At 45.5% G+C, this 18,812-nt stretch carries 19 protein-coding genes; 6 read left to right on the forward strand and 13 right to left on the reverse strand.

What is annotated here, in order from left to right; genetic code table 11:
* Positions 1-326 precede the first annotated feature (326 nt).
* A complete protein-coding gene (locus QUB24_RS19790; protein ID WP_333154871.1) occupies positions 327-1,427 on the reverse strand; it encodes a tetratricopeptide repeat protein in 1,101 nt (366 codons plus the stop codon).
* A 150-nt stretch (positions 1,428-1,577) separates the two neighbouring features.
* Between QUB24_RS19790 and QUB24_RS19795 the strand changes: the two genes are divergently transcribed.
* Both QUB24_RS19795 and QUB24_RS19800 read left to right on the forward strand, forming a co-directional pair.
* The gene (locus QUB24_RS19795; protein ID WP_172184303.1) at positions 1,578-1,904 is read left to right on the forward strand and encodes a YbjQ family protein; all 327 of its coding nucleotides are present in this window, start codon (positions 1,578-1,580) and stop codon (positions 1,902-1,904) included.
* 270 nt (positions 1,905-2,174) lie between these two features.
* Positions 2,175-2,798 carry a hypothetical protein gene (locus tag QUB24_RS19800; protein ID WP_333154872.1) on the forward strand — a complete coding sequence of 208 codons (624 nt, stop codon included), beginning with the start codon at positions 2,175-2,177 and terminating at the stop codon, positions 2,796-2,798.
* Positions 2,799-3,048: 250 nt separating this feature from the next.
* On the opposite strand, the gene metH is transcribed toward QUB24_RS19800, so the two are convergent.
* Positions 3,049-6,600 carry a methionine synthase gene (gene metH / locus QUB24_RS19805; protein ID WP_333154873.1) on the reverse strand — a complete coding sequence of 1,184 codons (3,552 nt, stop codon included), beginning with the start codon at positions 6,598-6,600 and terminating at the stop codon, positions 3,049-3,051.
* A gap of 202 nt (positions 6,601-6,802) precedes the next feature.
* Here metH and QUB24_RS19810 point away from each other — a divergent pair, with 202 nt between their 5' ends.
* Positions 6,803-7,279: a type II toxin-antitoxin system Phd/YefM family antitoxin gene (locus QUB24_RS19810; RefSeq protein ID WP_333154875.1), complete on the forward strand. Its 477-nt coding sequence runs from the start codon at positions 6,803-6,805 to the stop codon at positions 7,277-7,279.
* Between the two features lie 103 nt (positions 7,280-7,382).
* Positions 7,383-8,006: a type I restriction endonuclease gene (locus QUB24_RS19815; protein WP_333154876.1), complete on the forward strand. Its 624-nt coding sequence runs from the start codon at positions 7,383-7,385 to the stop codon at positions 8,004-8,006.
* Between the two features lie 71 nt (positions 8,007-8,077).
* Here QUB24_RS19815 and QUB24_RS19820 read toward each other — a convergent pair whose 3' ends face one another.
* The 6 genes from QUB24_RS19820 to ispE all read right to left on the reverse strand — a co-directional run bounded on the left by QUB24_RS19820 (position 8,078) and on the right by ispE (position 12,328).
* On the reverse strand, positions 8,078-8,830 hold the full coding sequence (locus tag QUB24_RS19820; protein ID WP_333154878.1) for a hypothetical protein: 753 nt from the start codon (positions 8,828-8,830) through the stop codon (positions 8,078-8,080).
* 105 nt (positions 8,831-8,935) lie between these two features.
* Positions 8,936-9,616, reverse strand: a complete 681-nt coding sequence (locus QUB24_RS19825) for a dual OB domain-containing protein (RefSeq protein ID WP_333154879.1) — start codon at positions 9,614-9,616, stop codon at positions 8,936-8,938.
* 65 nt (positions 9,617-9,681) lie between these two features.
* Positions 9,682-10,134 (reverse strand): DUF488 domain-containing protein, encoded by a 453-nt coding sequence (locus QUB24_RS19830; RefSeq protein ID WP_333108398.1) that lies wholly within the window; start codon positions 10,132-10,134, stop codon positions 9,682-9,684.
* The gene (locus QUB24_RS19835) at positions 10,112-10,738 is read right to left on the reverse strand and encodes a DUF488 domain-containing protein (protein WP_333154881.1); all 627 of its coding nucleotides are present in this window, start codon (positions 10,736-10,738) and stop codon (positions 10,112-10,114) included. Before QUB24_RS19835 ends, QUB24_RS19830 begins: the two co-directional genes overlap by 23 nt.
* Before the next feature lie 75 nt (positions 10,739-10,813).
* Complete coding sequence (locus QUB24_RS19840; RefSeq protein WP_333154882.1) at positions 10,814-11,167, reverse strand: DUF3082 domain-containing protein; 354 nt, start codon at positions 11,165-11,167, stop codon at positions 10,814-10,816.
* 183 nt (positions 11,168-11,350) lie between these two features.
* Positions 11,351-12,328, reverse strand: a complete 978-nt coding sequence (gene ispE / locus QUB24_RS19845) for a 4-(cytidine 5'-diphospho)-2-C-methyl-D-erythritol kinase (RefSeq protein ID WP_333154883.1) — start codon at positions 12,326-12,328, stop codon at positions 11,351-11,353.
* Positions 12,329-12,418: 90 nt separating this feature from the next.
* Between ispE and QUB24_RS19850 the strand changes: the two genes are divergently transcribed.
* On the forward strand, positions 12,419-13,945 hold the full coding sequence (locus QUB24_RS19850; RefSeq protein WP_333154885.1) for an ATP-binding protein: 1,527 nt from the start codon (positions 12,419-12,421) through the stop codon (positions 13,943-13,945).
* Positions 13,946-14,150: 205 nt separating this feature from the next.
* Here QUB24_RS19850 and rsmA read toward each other — a convergent pair whose 3' ends face one another.
* Positions 14,151-14,972: a 16S rRNA (adenine(1518)-N(6)/adenine(1519)-N(6))-dimethyltransferase RsmA gene (rsmA, locus tag QUB24_RS19855; protein WP_333154887.1), complete on the reverse strand. Its 822-nt coding sequence runs from the start codon at positions 14,970-14,972 to the stop codon at positions 14,151-14,153.
* Positions 14,973-15,209: 237 nt separating this feature from the next.
* Here rsmA and galK point away from each other — a divergent pair, with 237 nt between their 5' ends.
* Positions 15,210-16,289 carry a galactokinase gene (gene galK / locus QUB24_RS19860; protein ID WP_333154889.1) on the forward strand — a complete coding sequence of 360 codons (1,080 nt, stop codon included), beginning with the start codon at positions 15,210-15,212 and terminating at the stop codon, positions 16,287-16,289.
* On the opposite strand, the gene QUB24_RS19865 is transcribed toward galK, so the two are convergent.
* The 4 genes from QUB24_RS19865 to QUB24_RS19880 all read right to left on the reverse strand — a co-directional run bounded on the left by QUB24_RS19865 (position 16,279) and on the right by QUB24_RS19880 (position 18,328).
* Positions 16,279-16,653 carry a signal peptidase I gene (locus QUB24_RS19865; RefSeq protein ID WP_333154890.1) on the reverse strand — a complete coding sequence of 125 codons (375 nt, stop codon included), beginning with the start codon at positions 16,651-16,653 and terminating at the stop codon, positions 16,279-16,281. The genes galK and QUB24_RS19865 overlap by 11 nt on opposite strands.
* A gap of 476 nt (positions 16,654-17,129) precedes the next feature.
* Positions 17,130-17,822: an SRPBCC family protein gene (locus tag QUB24_RS19870; protein WP_333154892.1), complete on the reverse strand. Its 693-nt coding sequence runs from the start codon at positions 17,820-17,822 to the stop codon at positions 17,130-17,132.
* 18 nt (positions 17,823-17,840) lie between these two features.
* The gene (locus QUB24_RS19875) at positions 17,841-18,092 is read right to left on the reverse strand and encodes a hypothetical protein (protein WP_333154893.1); all 252 of its coding nucleotides are present in this window, start codon (positions 18,090-18,092) and stop codon (positions 17,841-17,843) included.
* Positions 18,089-18,328, reverse strand: a complete 240-nt coding sequence (locus tag QUB24_RS19880) for a hypothetical protein (RefSeq protein WP_333154895.1) — start codon at positions 18,326-18,328, stop codon at positions 18,089-18,091. Before QUB24_RS19880 ends, QUB24_RS19875 begins: the two co-directional genes overlap by 4 nt.
* Positions 18,329-18,812 lie beyond the last annotated feature (484 nt).

The following is an 18,812-nucleotide window of genomic DNA, read 5'->3' on the forward strand; positions in this document are numbered from 1 at the left end:
ATCTTACAAAAGATGGAGCTTTGACAAAATGCTGTTGTGCGATCGCCTTATTTCTTCTTAAACTTAGAGAGCGAACGCCCTTCTCCAATCGCGCCACTATTATACTATAATTCGCCACATTTATCTGCATTCAATTAAAAACTTAAGCAAACAAGTAACAAGGAAGAAGGAACAGGAAAGGGGGCCTAGGAAATAGGGAATAGAAACAGTTTTGAGATGGCTTTTTTTCTTGCAACACGGCGAGTGGAAGGAGTTTAGCCCTAGGATGATTACTTACTCCACACTCAAAACTGCTAGCCAATTACCAATTAGTACATTGAGAAATATTACTTTAGTTCCCGCAAGGCCGCCTCAGCTTTTTTTGCACCATCATTGTTGCCTTGCTGGCGGTAAGTGTCGAGGGCTTGTTGAAAAGCTTCAATTGCTTCGGATTTGCGATCGCGCGCTTTGAGTGCCTTACCCATATTGTAATAAGCTTCTGCCCGGTCTGGAGCGAGCCTTATCACTCGCTTAAAAGTAGCAATCGCTCCTAAAAAATCTTGTTTTTCCAGTTGAATTTCCCCGATTCCTGCGTGTGCTTCCACTAAATTAGGTCGCACCGCAATAGCCCGCTGATAAGCTATCAGCGCTCCGTCGAAGTCGTTTTGAGCCTGGAGAAGTTCGCCAATTTCTAGCTGCACTTCTGGATTCCGGGGCTCCAATTTGGCAGCTTCTTCAAAAGCTGCTAGCCCTTCGGAAGTATAGCCGGCACGCAGCAAAGCAGTGCCTAATTTTAACTGGACACCGGCTTGTTTGGGAGCGAGTTCGGCTGCTTGTTGGAGCACGGTGACAGCACTGGCAAAATTTCCCTGCTGGATCAATACTAAACCCATTGAAGAATAAGCTTGCCAATTTTTCGGATCGAGGGCGATCGCCTCTTGGTATGCTTTAAAAGAACCGCTGTAATCTTTTTGCTGAAAGAGTACCACTCCGAGACCGATCCGGGCATTGACATTTTTGCGATCGAGCACAGCGGCGCGGCGATAAGCTGTGGCTGCTGCGGGATAGTTTTGTAAATTCGCCATAGCATATCCTAATGCGTATTGAAAGTCAGCATTATTCGGTTCGAGACCGATCGCTTGTTGGTAAAATTCTACTGAGGCTTGATAGTTGCCCTGACGCGCTTCTAAATAGCCAATACCCGAAAAAATGCGGGGGTTTTCCGTATCTAAACGCGCCGCTTCCTGATAAATGGCGATCGCCTTACTGTAGTCTCCTAAATCTACCAACTCGCGCCCTTGTCGCAGCAGAGCATCTAAATTTGAATCATTTTGAGGGTTGACTTGAACGGATGTTTCTGCTGAGAGCGCTATCTGCGGCGCTGCGACAGCGAATCCTGCTACTAGCAACGTACTGAATACCAAGAGACTTTGTTTGTACACGGCCATTTGTTTCAAAGAGTGTGTGGAATAAAAGAGCGAGGGGCTGTCACCTTGTTAAGCTGACAGCTTAGGGTTTACCAGGAATGTTTGAGCGGCGAGATGTAGTAAATCTACAGAACAAGACCCACTCAAAATTTTCGCGATTGAGGCCAACTGATGATTGTAACAACAACTGATATCATCCAAGGAGCAGAAATTCAATCTTACCTGGGAATTGTAACTGCTGAGGTTGTCTACGGCACCAATGCCCTGCGAGACTTCTTCGCGGGCATTCGCGACATCATCGGCGGGCGCACCGGCAGTTACGAGGAAGTGTTTCTCAAAGGACAGCGAGATGCCCTCGCGGAACTGGAAAAACGGGCCCAACGCCTCGGCGCCAATGCCGTAATCGGGGTGGAAGTGGACACCGGCACGATTAATGTAGACTCCAGCGGGGCTTTGCTGCTGATTACTGCCGTTGGAACGGCTGTAAGATTGCGTTAAGCTGTCTTTCCTTTATACGTCCGCATTTCCTGTATACGTGCGGGAACTTTTCTAACGGGATAAAATAGTTATTAGTCATCAGTCATCAGTCATCAGTCATTAGCTAATAGCGACTGGCGCGCGGGCTGATGACTTTTTCGTTTCTTTCTTCAGACATAGATACTGGTTATTTCCCCAGGCAGATATAGTTTTTATCAATCTCAGCCACAATCAGTGCTTAGGTGAAAGATTGTTAAAAATTAAAGCAACTCTAAGAGGAAAGAAAAACCTATGTCATACGTAAATAGACCTGTAGATAACGTTGGTACCGAACCCGTGGTCGTAAATTCAGTGATGGAATACCACGATCGAGTACGTTGGGGCCCGATTTTTTCAGGTTTGGTAATTGCGATCGGCACACAACTGGTGTTAAGTGCATTGGGTGCTGCGATCGGCTTGAGCAACATTGCTAATTCAGGAGCTCCGCGCAGTATTTCAGGAGACGTGGGTACCGGCGTCGGCATTTGGTCAATTATCAGTTTGTTAATTAGCTTGGCCGTTGGCGGTTGGGTAACTGCTCGCGCTTGCGGCCCAATGAATCGCAACACAGCGCTTTTGAACGGAGCAATTTTGTGGGCAACGACCTTAACAATTGGCTCTTGGCTGTTAGCAAATGGCGTGGCCGGTACTTTTGGCGTCATAGCTGCGAATGCGGGAGAAGCAATTAATCAAGCGCAGCAGGGCGGGGTCGATTTGCCGAACCGAGCACCTAACGTATCTGCTCAGGATGCTCGCAATATTGCTGGTAATGCCGCGAAAGCTGGTTGGTCGTTTTTGTTCGGCTCGTTATTGGGTTTAGTTGCTTCGATGGTAGGAGCATCTGCCGGCGCCCGCACTCCCCGGAATTACTCATAAAAGTTTCGTCAGATACGGAAATTTCATATTCTTGAAAGCACTTTTGTTAAGGTGCTTTTTTGTTGCTTTAATTCGTAAACTATTTTTTTATTGTTGGCAAGTTATACCTGAAAACGCATTTTTTGAGGCTCTGCCTCCCGGTTTTTAAATGGAGGCAGAGCCTCCGGATCTGCGTTACCAGGCTCTGCCTGGTAACGAGGATAATGAACGATCAAAGCAAGAGAAAGGTGCTTATAGCCTACCCTATAAATTAAGCGCTGAAGTATTTGGCTGCTGGGTGATACGTGATAATTGCGGTTGTTGATTGTTCGGGATAAAGTTGCTCGCTTTCATCCATGTACAGGTTGATACGATCGCACTTTAACAATTCCAGTTGCTTATACTGATCCGCCATATTCGGACAAGCGGGATAGCCAAAACTGTACCGCGAACCGCGATATCTTTGGGCTAGCATATCGCGAATGTTGTCCGGTTCTTCGCTACCAAAGCCCAATTCCCGCCGAATTCGCGCGTGAGTCCACTCTGCGATTGCTTCCGCTGTCTGTACCGCTAATCCATGAAAGTAGAGATAGTCGGTATATTGATTATTAGCAAATAGCTTTTGCGCGTACTCTGTAGCAATTTCTCCCACTGTCGCTACTTGCATCGGAAATACATCGATTTTACCCGATTCTTTGGGCGCAAAGAAGTCGGCAATGCACAGCCGGCGCGCCGATTTTTGGCGGGGAAATGTGAATGTTGCAGCGGGTGTCGATACATCTTGCCCGCCATTCATAATTTCTGGGTCGTACAAATGCAAAGAATTGCCTTCAGCTTGACAGGGAAAATAGCCGTAAATTGCTTGCGGCTGCAGTAATTTTTCTGCGATAATTTTGTGTTTCCATTCCTCCAAAATCGGATAAACTTTCTCAGCTAAGAAAGCATCGTATTCTTCCCGCGATTGGTCTTTGGGCTTGCGGAACTGCCACTGACCGGCAACTAAGGCTTGCAAATCTAAGTGCCAGAAAATCTCCTCAAAGGGGATGTCTTCTCCCTGCAACAGTTTCGTTCCCCAGAAAGGAGGATTCGGGCGATCGATATCTGCGGCCACTGCTTCGGATCGCCTGGTATCAATCACCACAGGAGTGTCTGCTTTATTGGCCTCTTCTACAGTATTTTCTGGCGCCGCTTTAGCTTCTTTAACCGCCCCATTCTCATCCTCAATTTCATCTAAAAACCCTTGCAAATCTTCCCATTTACCAGCAGATTTTGCTGGCATAAGTTTGTCCATAAAGTGTAAGTCAGAAAACGCATCTTTGCCGTAAACGACTTTACCTTTATAAGTATTTTGGCAGTCTTCATGTACAAACTTGGGAGTCAAAGCCGCGCCGCCCAAAATTACGGGGACGGTGATTCCTTTCTGGTTGAATACTTCCAGATTCTCTTTCATGAACGCGGTGGATTTGACCAACAAGCCACTCATCGCTATACAGTCGGCTTTGTGCTTTTCGTAGGCTTCGATGATATTGTCAACCGACTGTTTAATACCCAAGTTAATCACTCGGTAGCCATTGTTTGATAAAATAATATCAACTAAGTTTTTGCCGATATCGTGAACGTCGCCTTTGACAGTAGCGATGATAAATGTTCCTTTGGCGTTGTCCCCGGATTCGGACTTTTCCATGTGCGGTTCTAAATATGCAACTGCCGCTTTCATGGTTTCTGCTGACTGCAATACAAATGGCAGTTGCATTTGTCCCGAACCGAACAATTCTCCGACTACTTTCATCCCGTCTAATAGGAAAGTATTGATAATGTGGAGAGGCGGATAGGTTTCTAAGGCTTTGGCGAGTTGGATGTCGAGCCCAATGCGTTCGCCGTCGATGATGTGCTGCTTTAGGCGTTCTTCTACCGGGAGGCTTGCGTCTTCTGTCCGATCGCGCTTGGTAGTTTTGCCCGCAAACACCGTTGTCAGTTCGCCCAAGGGGTCGTAAACGCAAATTTCGCCGTCAAACTCCCGTTCGTCGTAAATGAGTTTACGGCAGATTTCTTGGTGTTTGGGGTCGATTTTGGCGAGGGGCAAAATCTTATTGGCGCTGACAATTGCCGAGTCCATCCCCGCTTGCATTGCTTCGTGCAAAAACATGGAATTCAAGACTTGCCGCGCCGCCGGATTCAAGCCGAAGGAGATGTTAGAAACTCCTAAAATTACGTGACAGCCTGGTAATTCTTGGCGAATGCGGCGAATGGATTCGATGGTAGCTTTGCCGTTTTTTCTGTCTTCTTCAATCCCGGTAGAAATGGGCAATGCTAGGGTGTCAAAAAAGATTTCCTCGGCGGGAATTCCGTAGGCGACGGCGGCGTTATAGGCGCGTTGGGCGATCGCAAATTTTTTGTCTGCGGTTCTCGCCATTCCGTCTTCGTCAATTGTACCAATAACTATGCCCGCGCCGTATTTTTTCGCCAACTCTAAAACTTGATAAAAACGCGGTTCTCCGTCTTCGTAGTTAGTGGAATTCAGCAAGCATTTGCCGCCCGCAACTTTTAAGCCTGCTTCCATCTTTTCCCATTCTGTGGAATCCAGCATTAAAGGGAGAGTTGCATTAGTCACAACGCGGGAAACTAATTCTTTCATGTCTCGCACGCCGTCGCGGCCGACATAATCAACGTTGACATCGAGAATGTGCGCGCCTTCTCGCACTTGTTCCCTGGCCATTGCTACTAAACCGTCCCAGTCTTCGGCGTTTAGTAAATCGCGGCATTTTTTGGAACCGCTGGCGTTGAGTCTTTCGCCGACAATTAAGAAGGAATTTTCTTGTTCGTAGGGTTGGGCGCTATAAATTGAGGCGGCCGATGGTTCCCAAGTAATTTCGCGGATTTTGGGTGTTAGAGTTTTGCCAATTTCTGATAGTTGGCGGATGTGATCGTAGCGGGTTCCGCAGCAGCCGCCGATGACTTGCACGCCTAAGTCTTCGACAAAGCGCATCAAGGCCATTTTTAATTCTATGGGCGTGAGTTTGTAGTGGGCGTGGCCGCCGATGTTTTCGGGTAAACCGGCGTTGGGAACGCAGGAAACGACGAAGGGCGAATGTTCGGAAAGGTATTTGACGTGTTCGGCCATGCGATCGGGCCCGGTGGCACAATTTAATCCTAAGATATCTATGGGGTACGGCTGCAAAATGGCTAGGGCGGCGCTGATGTCGGAACCGACTAACATTGTGCCGGTGGCTTCCATTGTGACTGATACCATTAACGGAATTCGCGCACCTTTTTTCTTAAATACTTCTTCAATGGCATTTAATGCTGATTTAATTTGCAGCACATCTTGACAAGTTTCGACAATAAATAAGTCAACGCCGCCGTCATAAAGTCCTTCGGCTTGTTCGGTAAAAGCGGCGGTGAGTGTGTCAAAATCAATGTGTCCTAATGTTGGCAATTTAGTGCCTGGCCCGATCGATCCTGCGACAAATCTCGGTTTTTCTGGGGTGGAAAATTCGGCGGCGATACCCTTGGCGAGTTCGGCGGCAGTTTTGTTGAGATAATATGCTTTGTCTGCCAAATCGTACTCGGCGAGTACGATGGAAGCCCCGCCAAAGGTGTCTGTTTCGATGACATCGGCCCCTGCTTCGAGGAATCCCCGGTGCACGTTGGCGACGGCTTCGGGTTTGGTGTGGACGAGATATTCGTTGCAACCTTCGTATTCTTTGCCGCCAAAGTCTTCTGCGGTGAGGTTTTGGACTTGCAGGTTGGTTCCCATTGCGCCGTCGAAGACGATGACGGGGCGTGAGGGGTGGTGGAGGCGATCGAGGAATCTGCTATTCATAAGCGGTAAAAAAAAACGTAGGTGCTATATATTTACAATTTTATCTATTGTGCAATATTGTCAACAATTATGTGACTGTTGGCAAACGACTAATTACTGAAGGATTTAATGCTGCTGACAATAGTTCGTAGGCGCAAGCCGGGGCGTAGCCATCGTACCTGTAATTTTACCGATCGCCCTGGATTCTTGTCAAAATTCCGTTGTGGGCGAGGCTGCGGGGGGAAAACTGGCGACCGGTGGCGAGGGATTTTTTCGCTTAACTGCTGACGAATTTTGCGAAAATGCGATCGGCACAATTAAACGAGTGATGTTAAAGGGCGATCGGATTCTCTTACAGCAAGCCGGGGAAGATGTAGCCGCGATCGTTTTGGAAGCAGAGTTTCACAAGCTAGATTATCTGATGGCAGAACTCAAACCTTCACAATTCTTGCCTGAAGAAGAATCTTATTATGAAGATGAGAAGGGAATCCACTGTATCTACCCGGACGAACTTTTAGAGGACTTTGATAATATCTTAGCAGATGTAAAGGAATTTGACGAATTATTTGGCTTGTTACCCACAGAAGAAATGGGAGAGGATGTTGATATTTTTCTGCCTGTAGCTATCCTCATGTCGGTATATAGATTCTGGATACCGGAATACTTAATGGCTGAGAAAAATTTGGTGGGCAAATGCTAGGATAATAGTATTTTACATTGTTGGCTCGCACAACCACAAGAGAAAAATCGCAAGATGAAAGTGCAAATGGATATAATTAAATAAAAAGCAAGGACATAAAATTATGGTGGAGATAATTCAAGCCCAAAATGTCAAGCGGCGCGACTTAATAGAAAAGTTTGGATTGCAGCGCACTGACGATGCTCAGTTTTTTCGAGAGTGGCAGGACGATTTACCAGAACTGACAGACTTGGAAAAGCAAACTCTAGATGAAGTCAAGGGTGACTACATTCACTTATCCGAGTATGAAATCTTAGAACCTGTAGTCAAATTGGTTGTGCTTGCTCCGCTATTAAGACTAGCAGGTTTTTATCGCGCTCCTTTTTACTTGAGTGCGGAAAAAGAGGTGATAATTGAATCTGAAGATGAGGGCACGATTGTCAGAGGACGCCTCGATTTACTGGTTTTTACCCCGGATTTTTGGGTATTGGTAATTGAGGCAAAGAAGTCACAATACTCGCTAGAAGCAGGAATTCCGCAAGCTTTAGCATATATGCTGGGAAATCCTCATCCTGACAAACCTGCTTTGGGATTTGTCACAAATGGCATTGATTTTATTTTCCTGAAAGTGACAAATCAAGGAACACCTAAGTATGCTGAGTCGTATTCATTCACGCTGCGGAGCGAGGATGGGTTGTACACTGTCCTGAAGGTGTTAAAGCGCTTTGCTCAATTATTCAGGGAATAGGTTTTTGTGTTGCAAAAAGTATGTAAGGGCGATCGCTCTTATTGATTAAAAGCGATTTTCTAACTAAAGCATTAAGATTTCTTTCTCATCCTTTTGTTGGAAGGTCTTTTAGGCAGTCGCTTAATTTCACTTTCGCCTCCTTGAACTTCTCCTTTTTTGAGACTTTCTTCTACTTCTTCTACTTCTTCTATAATTTCTAAATCAACAATTTCAACCTCGCTCCCGCAAATTTCTTCCTCTTCCTCAATCTCCTCCAACTTCTGTTGATTTGCGATTAACTGCACGGCTAACCCAGAAGCTTGAACAGACAATTCTTCGATTTTGTCAGGAATTTCAGCTTCTCCCATCCCATGCTCAATTCCCTCATCCGTAGCAGGAAAGTTATAAATTTCTTGACTCATTTCAGTTTCTCTGATTTCCTTGTCTACTAGCTGCATGGATAACTGCTGCTTTTCCCTTGACAATTGCTCAACCTTAGTTCCAAGCATTCTAATCTGTTCATTGAGAACGCGAATTTCTCGGTTTTGCTGCTGAATCATTTCTTCTGCATCAGCAAGAGTTCGATTTCTCTCTAATATAAGCTCATTTTTAGTTTCTAATTCCAAAGCGCTCATAGCCGCTTTAATTACATTATAAAAATGTGGCTTAGATACATCAACTTGTTTAGCATTATGGCGACTTTTTCCCAAAAGTCCAATCTTTTCTCCTTGCTTAACAGCCAAAACAAAACCTTGATGATTTTTTATTTTTAATTCTTTGACAAAATCAACTTGAACTAAACTGCAAATATATTTGTGACAGTCAAAATAAAATTCTGCTTTCATCAAAAAGCACCCCTTTCTGCTATAGTCCCGCAGAATTATAGCACGAACAGAGTTGTTGCGGTAAGTAAAAAGAAATAAATAATCGATCGCCCATTTTGATCAAAACTAAATTTCATCATAAACAACATCTTCCGGCAACTCTACCACACCCGCAATCAACTTCCAACAAGGGTCATCTCCATCCCAATCATCGGGCCGCCAAGGCATACTCAAACTCACTGTTACCAAACAAGCTTTTTGCGGTAGATACCCCAATTCTAACTTTCTAATAAACACCGGATCGGTAATTGTTGCAGTCAATCTTTGACCATGCTGCGTGACAATAGATCCTTCCCATTTATTACCACCTTCAAATCTTTGACTTAGCTTTTTTACCGTAAATCTTACTGCTTTGACTAATTGCAAAGTTAGGCGATCGCACATTGGCAAAGACTGCATATATTCCACCGTAACATATCGCAAATCGTTGTGCAAAATATATTCTTGACTCTGGCAATATTTCAGCAAATATGCTGGCGGAACTTTCCCTACTTGCCGCCATTTTCCCGGTAAAACAGAAAGATTTTCACACTCAAAGCCAAAGTCAGGCCCCGTCTTGGCCAGAGGAATTTCTAGAACATCTAACAACGCGGGTTCAAGTCTATTTATCTGCCGCATTTCTTTAGGAATTTGGCCATCTGGTAAGTCGGAAACAGGACGCACCCACTTACCTTGAAGTTCATTAATTCCGGCGATGCACCTGTCGCCGCGTTTCCAGGAATTAGCGAGACAAATTATCCGAGTCATTCGATTTTAGATTTTAGATTTTAGATTTTAGATTCATCCCACCATTATCTAATATTTTCCCTAAATCAAAGATGATTAATTGTGACATTTTTCCACTTCTCGCTGAGATATTCAGCAACTAAGCGGCGGTGACAATTATGAGGTTTTGGTTCGCTACAAAGCAGACACCCGCAGTCTAAAATATCCGATGAAACCTTGTGTTCAATTTGTCGATCGCCCATCAACTCCAAAAACTTCTGTTCATAAACATCCCAATCTCCCTTTTTCTTTTTATAATCATCCAAAATATCTTGAGTTGGCGCTAAATCCAGAATGTGAACGTACTCAATATTGCCAATGGTTCGCAAAAAATACTCTAAATCTTTCCGCTTAGCAAAACCCGCCAACTGCGATACATTATTCAGCCGCGTATCTATCACCCTGCGGACTCCCGCTTTCATCAAAGTATCAAAAAACTGCTCGGCGCTTTTTTGAGTAAAACCAATTGTAAATAAATTAATTGCTTTCTTTTGTGACATAAGCGATTTCCAATCCGTGACGATAATAAGCTGTTTCTAAATCAACTATTTCCTGTTTAACTTGAGGCTCTAATTCAAACAAGCTTAGCTGAATTGGCTCATTATTTTTTTTTCCTTTGTTAAATTTGCTCAAAAGTCTTTCTTCTAAATGCTGGTGCGCTTCTAAATTGCCATCTGAAAGAATGTGATTAATTTGTAAATTAAATTCTCTGAGTTTCTGGCAAACTAAAATAGTCCTATGACAAGTAATCGGGTCTTTTTCCGCACACATTAAACAGATTTTATAATTTGCTGCGCCTTGGATCAACCGCTGAATTCCTTCGGAAAATAGAGGAGTTGCTGCTATGCGATCGTATAAAGCTTTACCGCTAGTATCGTAACAGCTTAAATCCTCTGGTCTCGCGCCCAACTCTTTGCCTAAAAAAACATATTGAATGCCGACACTGGACAGAGAAGCTTTAATTTCGGATTTATTAAAATGAGGTAAATAGCGGCTAAAAGGATGCGATCGCACGTCCGCAACCGCCGTAATTCCGTGTTGTTGCAGCAGAAAAACAAACGCTTCAATACTCAGATTGGAGTGGCCGATCGTAAATAATTCCATTGCTTCGATCTTACTATTCAGTCTTTGCCTTGCGGAGGAGAATTTGTGTATCCCGATGGTTTCAACCTGTACACTTCAACCTGTGGGTTTTTTCAGCAACTTTTGAATCAAAAGTTGCAAAGCCAGCAGCATCAAACCCAAAGATGCAAAAGCAAAAACACCCGCACCCAAAGCCACAATCCCCATGACTAAAGTTCGCACAGCCGCGCCAATATTAATCGCAGTCACATTGTCAGAATGAATGGGGGAATTTGCAAAAGTTTGGACGATCGACAAAGTTAGGGCGTACAAAGCCGCCGCAAACCCGCCCGCGATCAGCGAACCAATCACGCACCGCAAAATTGTCGGCGGCGTGGAAGATGCAGAGGTTGCCTCTTCAGCCGAACTCAGAGGTTTAGAAGTAGAATTTGGATTAGTTAAATCAGTCATGGCGATTTTAGATTTTAGATTTTAGATTTTAGATTTCTGGTTAATTTACCAAAACTAAAATCGGTGTTGCATGACATATTATCAGTTCTTCGATCTCAATCGACTCTGCGAAAAGTTAGATTAATCTTCCCCCTCGCCTGTTAGACAGGTTTAACGGGCGATGGCGATCGCACCCTCTTCGAGTTACACCCTCGGAATCGGCGCTTTTACATCATTTTCCTCCGAAAAAATCCGAATCCCAGTATTGCTAAACTGCGCTACCCAAAAATCCAAATCAGGAGAAGCGATCGCACTTTTAACCCGTTCCACAACTTGCTGAGCCTGCTCAGGAGACTCCGCCAGCGCAAACACCGTCGGCCCGGAACCCGACATCATCGTTCCCAAAGCCCCCGCCGACTCAAAAGCCTGCCGCAACTGCAACACCTGCGGGTACACAGGTAAAGCAACTTTTTCTAAATCGTTGTGCAGCAATTGACCAATTTTCGATCGATCTTTTTGGGCGATCGCCCCCACCATCGGGCCCGAATGCAGCCGTTGCCGACGGCACTCCAAATCTTCCGCTGCACAATAGGAACTACTGAACTGCTGGCGATAAGTTTGATACGCCCATGCCGTAGAAATACTGAGGTTACGGTACTTGGCCAACACCACAGAAAAGCCTCCCAAATCAGGCAGCGGCGACAGTTTATCTCCGCGACCAGTTGCCAAAGCCGTACCTCCAGCAATGCAAAAAGGCACATCCGAACCCAAAGTTCCCCCCAACTCTTGCAACTCCGACTGAGTAAGTCCCAATTGCCACAGCAAATCCATCCCGACTAAAACCGCAGCCGCATTTGCAGAACCACCGGCGAGCCCCGCCGCCACCGGAATCTGCTTGTGAATAACAATCTCGACTCCGCCGTATTTCGCCAAAGCATCGGGGAATTGCTTCGCCAACAAATCCGCCGCCCGGTAGGCCAGGTTATTCTTATCAGGAGGGACTTGTGGGTGATCGCAGCGCACGCGAATCGTGTCCGTACCGATCGCGCGCAAGTCAATTCGATCGGCTAAATCTATGCTTTGAAGTACCATCGCCAGTTCGTGAAATCCGTCGGGGCGATCGCCTATGATTTCCAGATACAGATTGATTTTTGCGGAAGCTAGCAGAGAATATGAACGCATAGGTGATTAAGCCGCAGGTGAAAGAAACCCCTGGTTGAAATTAATTGACACCAGTCAGAGTCCATTTTCTCACAACTCAAAGGAAAAATTATGCAGGAAATGTGGAAAACTTTTTTTAGTTCCGGGTCATTTATTCCTCACGGTCACTGCTATCTCTGGCATACCCCGTTAGTCTGGCTTCACGTTGCCTCAGATTCTATCATTGCACTCGCGTATTTCTCTATCCCGATTACACTGATTTATTTTATTTCCAAACGCGAAGATTTGCCCTTTGATTGGATCTTTGCCCTGTTTGGAGCCTTTATCGTCGCCTGTGGCATCACTCACATATTTGAACTCTGGACACTTTGGCATCCTACCTATTGGCTTTCAGGAACAATGAAAGCAATTACTGCCCTTATTTCATTTGCTACAGCCATACTTTTGGTAGACTTAATCCCTCAAGCCCTAGCACTTCCCAGTCCCGCACAGTTAGAATCCGCCAACCGACTCCTAGCCTCGGAAATTGTCGAGCGCCAATTAGCCGAAGCTGCACTAAAAAAAGCCAAAGAAGAATTAGAAATTCGAGTTGAGGAACGCACCGCAGAGTTAAAATTTAAAACTCAACAGTTAGAATTGGCAAACCGACTCCTAGCATCGGAAATTGTCGAGCGGCAATTAGCAGAAACTGCACTAAAAAAATCTAAAGAAGAATTAGAAATTCGAGTTGAGGAACGCACCGCAGAGTTAAAGTCTCAAACTCAACAGCTCGAACAAGCCTTGTCTGAATTGCAGCAGGCTCAATCAAAGCTAATTCAAAGCGAAAAAATGTCATCTTTGGGGCAATTGGTCGCTGGGGTTGCTCATGAAATCAACAATCCGATTAACTTTATTTACGCGAATGTTACTCACGCTCGCGAGTATGCCGATAGTTTGCTAGAATTGGTGAATATCTATCAAGAGCAGTATCCGAATCCCCTACCCACACTTAAAGAAAAACTCCAGTCTGTAGATTTAGATTTTATTATCTATGACCTACCAAAAATATTAATTTCTATGAAAAACGGGGCCGAGCGCATTCTCGGTATTGTCAAGTCGCTGCGAGTTTTTTCGCGCCATGACGAAGCAGAAATGAAATTAGCCGATGTTCACGAAGGAATTGACAGCACACTGATGATTTTGCAAAGCAGATTGAATGCTAAGCCGGGCTTAGGGAAAATTCAAATTATCAAAGAATATGGCAATTTACCCCAAATAGAGTGCTATCCGGGACAGCTAAATCAAGTGTTTATGAATATCCTGGCTAATGCTATTGATGCTTTAGAAGAAGACAGTCACAGCGAGGGGATTGCAGCCAATGAAGCTAATCGTCCCCTCATCAAAATTTCTACTAAACTTTTAGACAGTGAAGTGGTAGAAATCCGAATTAGGAACAACGGGCCAGAAATAACAGAATCGGTGAGGAACCAGTTATTTAATCCATTTTTTACCACTAAACCAGTAGGTAAAGGCACGGGATTGGGTTTATCGATTGGCTATCAAATTATCACAGTAAGACATAAAGGCGAATTGCAGTGTATTTCTGCACCGGGGAAAGGTGCAGAATTTATTATTAAAATTCCGATTAGGCTGCAATAAACCTTTAAAAATCCACAACCAACCTAAATTCAACAATTTGTAGTCAGACCGGAGAGTCCTTATTTATAAAAAAACAGAAGATCCAGATACAGAATTCTTTAAGAATTCCGGTATCTATAGCGCTTCTCAAGCGTGGTGAGGTATGCCCGATGCCCGATGCCGATGCTTTATGTTACTGAGAAAGGCTATAACAGAATCGTTAACTTCAAACCTCGCACATAATATTATTACTCAACTTGACCCATTGATCCACGCTTAAATCTTCAGCGCGAGATTGAGGATTTATCTGTAACTCTTCTAACAAGTGAACAAGTTTATCTAAGTCCACAGCCCCTTTCAAATTATTTCGCAGCATCTTACGCTTGCTACCAAATCCCAACTTAACTAAATTCTCCAAATAGCGCGGATTAACCGCAGCAGTTTCTATCTGTCTCGGAAGCAGCCGCACCACGGCAGAATCGACTTTTGGCGGCGGAAAAAAGTCTTTAGACGGCACATCGCAAATTAACTCGCATTCTGCTAAATACTGCACCCGCACTGACAGCGCCCCAAAAGCTGTCGAACCCGGTTTAGCGTAAAGCCTTTGGGCCACTTCTTTCTGCACTAAGAGCACGATCGCATCGAAGGGTTTAGCCGCAGGAACAGATATCGTTCCCAGCAGTTTTTGCAGGATCGGGCCGGTGATATTATAAGGAATATTGGCAACAACTTTATTAGGATTTTGGAATTTGGGAAAGGCCGTTAGTTCAGCCTCTAAGTCCATTTCCAGGATGTCGCCTTGCAGCAGTAAAAAATTGTCGGTTTTGCCGAGTTGTTTGGCTAGCTTGACACACAAATCTCGATCGATCTCCACAGCAACAACAGACTCAGCCGCAGGCAGCAAACGCCGAGTCAAAATCCCCGTGCCCGGCCCAATTTCCAGGACGCGATCGCCATCCAAAGAAGCCGCTTTCACAATCTTATCTAAGGCTTTCTCGCTTTTGAGCCAATGTTGAGCAAACTGTTTTCGGGGTCGGGTCGATCGCATTTTTTGAATTGTTGGAGAAATCTTAGCCTGTCATTCTATCACAGCTCAATATCTTTTCCCAACCTACGGTGATGTTTATTTTTGTTAACAGGGGTTGAACTAACCAAAAAACATGGGCACTATAATAAAGATAAACGATAAAAAATTAATTTATTTCTTCCCAATTCCCAATTACCAATTTCCCATTCCCAATTCCCAATTACCAATTACCAAGAACCAATTACCACTTCCCCAAAAATGAAATTCCAACGAGTATTTGGTACCTTACCCAAAACCACAGCCAGCGCCCCCGGCAGAGTAAACCTGCTGGGCGAACACACAGACTACAACGATGGATTTGTACTTCCAACTGCGATTCCCCAGCGCACAACAGTACAAATCGGCTTCAGCAGTGACGATCGCCACCATTTCTATTCAGCAGAATATGACGAACTCATAAATTATTCAGACGACGATACCATACCGCAAAAATTCGTCAGTTATATTTGTGGCTGCCTGAGACTGTTAGAAAAAGAAGGATACAAAATACCGCCAATAAATCTCTACATTACCTCGACTGTGCCGATCGGAGCCGGTTTGTCCAGCAGCGCCGCTTTAGAAATAGCCACCCTCAGAGGAGTGCGCGCCCTGCTGAACCTCCCCCTAGACGACGTGCGCCTAGCTCAAATCGGACAGCAAGTCGAAATCCGATATGCCGGCTTGAACTGTGGCATCATGGATCAAATGGCGTCGAGTTTAGCAGACACCAACACAATGCTATTTATCGACACCCGCAGCCTCGAATGCCGCCCGATACCTTTTCCCACAAACACAGAAATTTTAATAATTGACAGTGGCGAAAGCCACCAACTGGCAGCAGGAAGCGGCTACAACCAGCGACGCGCCGAGTGTGAGGAATCCGCGCGGATATTGGGAGTTAAGGCTCTCAGGGATATCGCCGATCCCCAAGCTGTCGAAGTATTGCCGGAACCCCTCAGAAAGCGAGCGCGCCACGTGGTTACGGAAAACAACCGCGTACTCGAAGCGGTAAAATCTTTGCCAGCAAAACGTTTTGGCGAGTTAATGAATGCTTCCCATGCCAGTCAGCGCGACGACTACGAAGTTTCGGTGCCGGCAGTAGACACGCTGGCGGCCATCTTGCAGTCAATCCCAGGAGTCTTCGGCGCAAGGCTGACGGGCGGAGGTTTTGGCGGTGCTTGCGTAGCCTTGGTGGAGAGTGGAAAAGCGGGTGTTATCGCATCCGAGGCGATCGATCGCTACCAGCGCGCAGGTTATAGCGGCCGCGTTTTGGTTCCCGAAATTACAGTTAATTCTTAACTCCAGAACTATCTCCCGACAACGAAGGCCACCGCACAGTCACGATTACCGAATCCTCCTCGGCAGACCAATAATGAGGCACTCCCGGCTGCCAGAGAGCATAATCTCCTTCGCGAGAAAGCAAGATTTCTTGTTCTGGAAATTGCAGGCGAAACCGCCCTTTTACCAGGATAGAAAGCGTCGTGGCTGCCGCATTTACCGCCCACTGAGTCCTACAATCTCCGGCGGGGTGAGTGCCCCATTTTACCTCTAAAACAGAAGTCGATCGCGGGTCATCTTCAGGAGTCATAAAGTGACCCGCAAACCAACCGCCCCGACTTGCACCTTCAGCGCCCGCATTTCCGAAAACCACTTGAGATGACATCAATTAATCAGGTAAACAACAAATAGCTTGAGAGCACAAACTCTACGTTTTGTACTCAAGGACATCCCACTCGATCGCTTGTGTCGTAGGGACACTCCAAGAGTCCATAGGTGTCAACTTAACGTACAACCGATAGTCCCACAGTCCGACAGGGGTTGAAACCCCTGCCTCAAAGCTAAAGTCGTCTGAAGACGACTAATGAGTTTTTCAGTCCTCTGTGAGAGGACTTTAGCTATGAGACAGGGAATTCATTCCCTGGCTGCCTCAAAGCTAAAGTCGTCTGAAGACGACTAATGAGTTTTTCAGTCCTCTGTGAGAGGACTTTAGCTATGAGACAGGGAATTCATTCCCTGGCGAACTAACGGGTGGGCGGGAGGACTGGTGGACAAAAAGCTTAAGTTGAACACCTATGGGCTTGGCCTAAGTCCCTACACTCGCCGTGTCCCTACAAGGGCTTACCACCAAAAGTGCTATACTTACTTGCGGCCCGAAGATTGACCTTCCGTAGTCGCTATTTCCCCAGCTTCCATTAACTGCTTAAAGCGACGTAAATCATTGGCAATTTGCTGTTCGGGAGCTTCGCCAAATAGTTTAGCAGCACCAGCACCAATTGCACCGCCCGGAGGGTTGTATTCGATCACAACTTTTACCTCAGTACCCCGTCCCGCTGGTGCCGGTTGAAAGCGCACGAAACCCGAATTGTCAACATCAGATCCTTCCACAGACGCCCAAGCAATTAAGCGATTTTCTTCTTCGCGGACAATCTCTGCATCCCATTCCACACTATTGCCCATCGGCGCGCTGGCAATCCAGTGAGAACGTTTTTCATCTATTACCGTAACGTGTTTGAGATGCTTCATAAACCGAGGCAAATTTTCAAAATTGCGCCATAAACGGTACAATTCATCAGCCGGTTTGTCGATCGTCACCGTCTTTTCAACTTTAATGCTTTGATTCGGATCTGCGGCCGACTGTAAACCCTCCACCACCCCCAGCCCGCGAGCCGCTAAACCACCGCCCGCAACCGCCAGCAAAGCACCTCTCAAAGAACGCTGCGACAAACCAAAAAGCACCAGCGCCCCGCCACCTATTAAAGATGCCCAGCGTTCGGTATCGCCGCTGCTACTTTGGTTTTGTTTGTCGGAATTTGTCATTGAAGTAGATTCCATTGGTTTAAACCTGGTAAATTAATAGCGAAAAATAGCAGCTAAAGGTGCATCCTCCGGCACTTTATTTGGCGGTGCCGCGTAAATAGTTCCGCCGTTGAGAATAGTTTGAATTGCTGCCGTATTCAACAAATCTTCGTCGCCCAATTCTGCATCTGGGTGGATTTGCACCGCGTTCGTATCGGGATTAAAAGTACCCCACTGCTGAACGCCAAGAGCAACAAACAGTCGATCGACTCGTCCAAAATAAGCAGCCGAAACAGCTTGTTTCAAATCAGCAGAAATTTTATCGCTGTTTCTACTCGGACTGGCTCTAGCAATTCCATCGCTTCTTTTTTATCAAATCCGTACTCTACTATTTTGTGTTCAGCCTCTCTGATTAAATTTTTGAACCGAATCGGATTTTGTTTAATTTCTGTTGATCGAGCGACTGGCATATAAATTGAGACGCACAATCCAGGAGATTGTTGTACCAGCGCTTTGAGTCCCTCTACAGATATTAAGTTCACCGCTGAAACTCCTTTTATAAAGGGTTGTGTAATGAAAACAACAGATTCTTTAAAATGTATCTTTCCTGGCGCGGCTCCTGCGTCTGCCTAAAGTAATGATCGCCTGCTGTAGAGCATTTCATCCCCGGACTCAAACGGAGGTTTCAGCCGCTGTTCCAATCGAAGCCCCTAATTCTTACGCCTCCAAGCAAATAGACCCTTTCGGCCTGCAACTCCAAAACCTTGCCTGTCTCGATTTGCCCGACAAGACACGATCGCACTTCTCTTTTCGGCTTTGCATAATTTTGGGATGAATCTTATGGGGTGGGCTGAAGAGCCCGCCAGAAAAATAAGGGTTTTCAGCTTTGATAAAATTAAAAATCTTCCCGCCAATATGCAACGCCAATTTTTAGAAGTAGCTAAACCTTAAGCTGTTGGGCATTTAAAAGACGATAGTAGGGTGCGTCAGTACAAAAGAAAAGTGTTTCCCTTGTGCAGTAAGTGT

The organism is Microcoleus sp. B9-D4, assembly GCF_036705105.1.
Lineage (GTDB): Bacteria > Cyanobacteriota > Cyanobacteriia > Cyanobacteriales > Microcoleaceae > Microcoleus.

Coding starts and splice junctions, on each gene's coding strand:
- galK (WP_333154889.1), top strand. CDS start 15,210: ATGAAATTCCAACGAGTATTTGGTACCTTACCCAAAACCACAGCCAGC.
- QUB24_RS19790 (WP_333154871.1), bottom strand. CDS start 1,427: ATGGCCGTGTACAAACAAAGTCTCTTGGTATTCAGTACGTTGCTAGTA.
- QUB24_RS19820 (WP_333154878.1), bottom strand. CDS start 8,830: ATGAAAGCAGAATTTTATTTTGACTGTCACAAATATATTTGCAGTTTA.
- QUB24_RS19830 (WP_333108398.1), bottom strand. CDS start 10,134: ATGTCACAAAAGAAAGCAATTAATTTATTTACAATTGGTTTTACTCAA.
- QUB24_RS19825 (WP_333154879.1), bottom strand. CDS start 9,616: ATGACTCGGATAATTTGTCTCGCTAATTCCTGGAAACGCGGCGACAGG.
- QUB24_RS19850 (WP_333154885.1), top strand. CDS start 12,419: ATGCAGGAAATGTGGAAAACTTTTTTTAGTTCCGGGTCATTTATTCCT.
- QUB24_RS19840 (WP_333154882.1), bottom strand. CDS start 11,167: ATGACTGATTTAACTAATCCAAATTCTACTTCTAAACCTCTGAGTTCG.
- rsmA (WP_333154887.1), bottom strand. CDS start 14,972: ATGCGATCGACCCGACCCCGAAAACAGTTTGCTCAACATTGGCTCAAA.
- QUB24_RS19800 (WP_333154872.1), top strand. CDS start 2,175: ATGTCATACGTAAATAGACCTGTAGATAACGTTGGTACCGAACCCGTG.
- QUB24_RS19795 (WP_172184303.1), top strand. CDS start 1,578: ATGATTGTAACAACAACTGATATCATCCAAGGAGCAGAAATTCAATCT.
- QUB24_RS19835 (WP_333154881.1), bottom strand. CDS start 10,738: ATGGAATTATTTACGATCGGCCACTCCAATCTGAGTATTGAAGCGTTT.
- ispE (WP_333154883.1), bottom strand. CDS start 12,328: ATGCGTTCATATTCTCTGCTAGCTTCCGCAAAAATCAATCTGTATCTG.
- metH (WP_333154873.1), bottom strand. CDS start 6,600: ATGAATAGCAGATTCCTCGATCGCCTCCACCACCCCTCACGCCCCGTC.
- QUB24_RS19870 (WP_333154892.1), bottom strand. CDS start 17,822: ATGGAATCTACTTCAATGACAAATTCCGACAAACAAAACCAAAGTAGC.
- QUB24_RS19815 (WP_333154876.1), top strand. CDS start 7,383: ATGGTGGAGATAATTCAAGCCCAAAATGTCAAGCGGCGCGACTTAATA.
- QUB24_RS19865 (WP_333154890.1), bottom strand. CDS start 16,653: ATGTCATCTCAAGTGGTTTTCGGAAATGCGGGCGCTGAAGGTGCAAGT.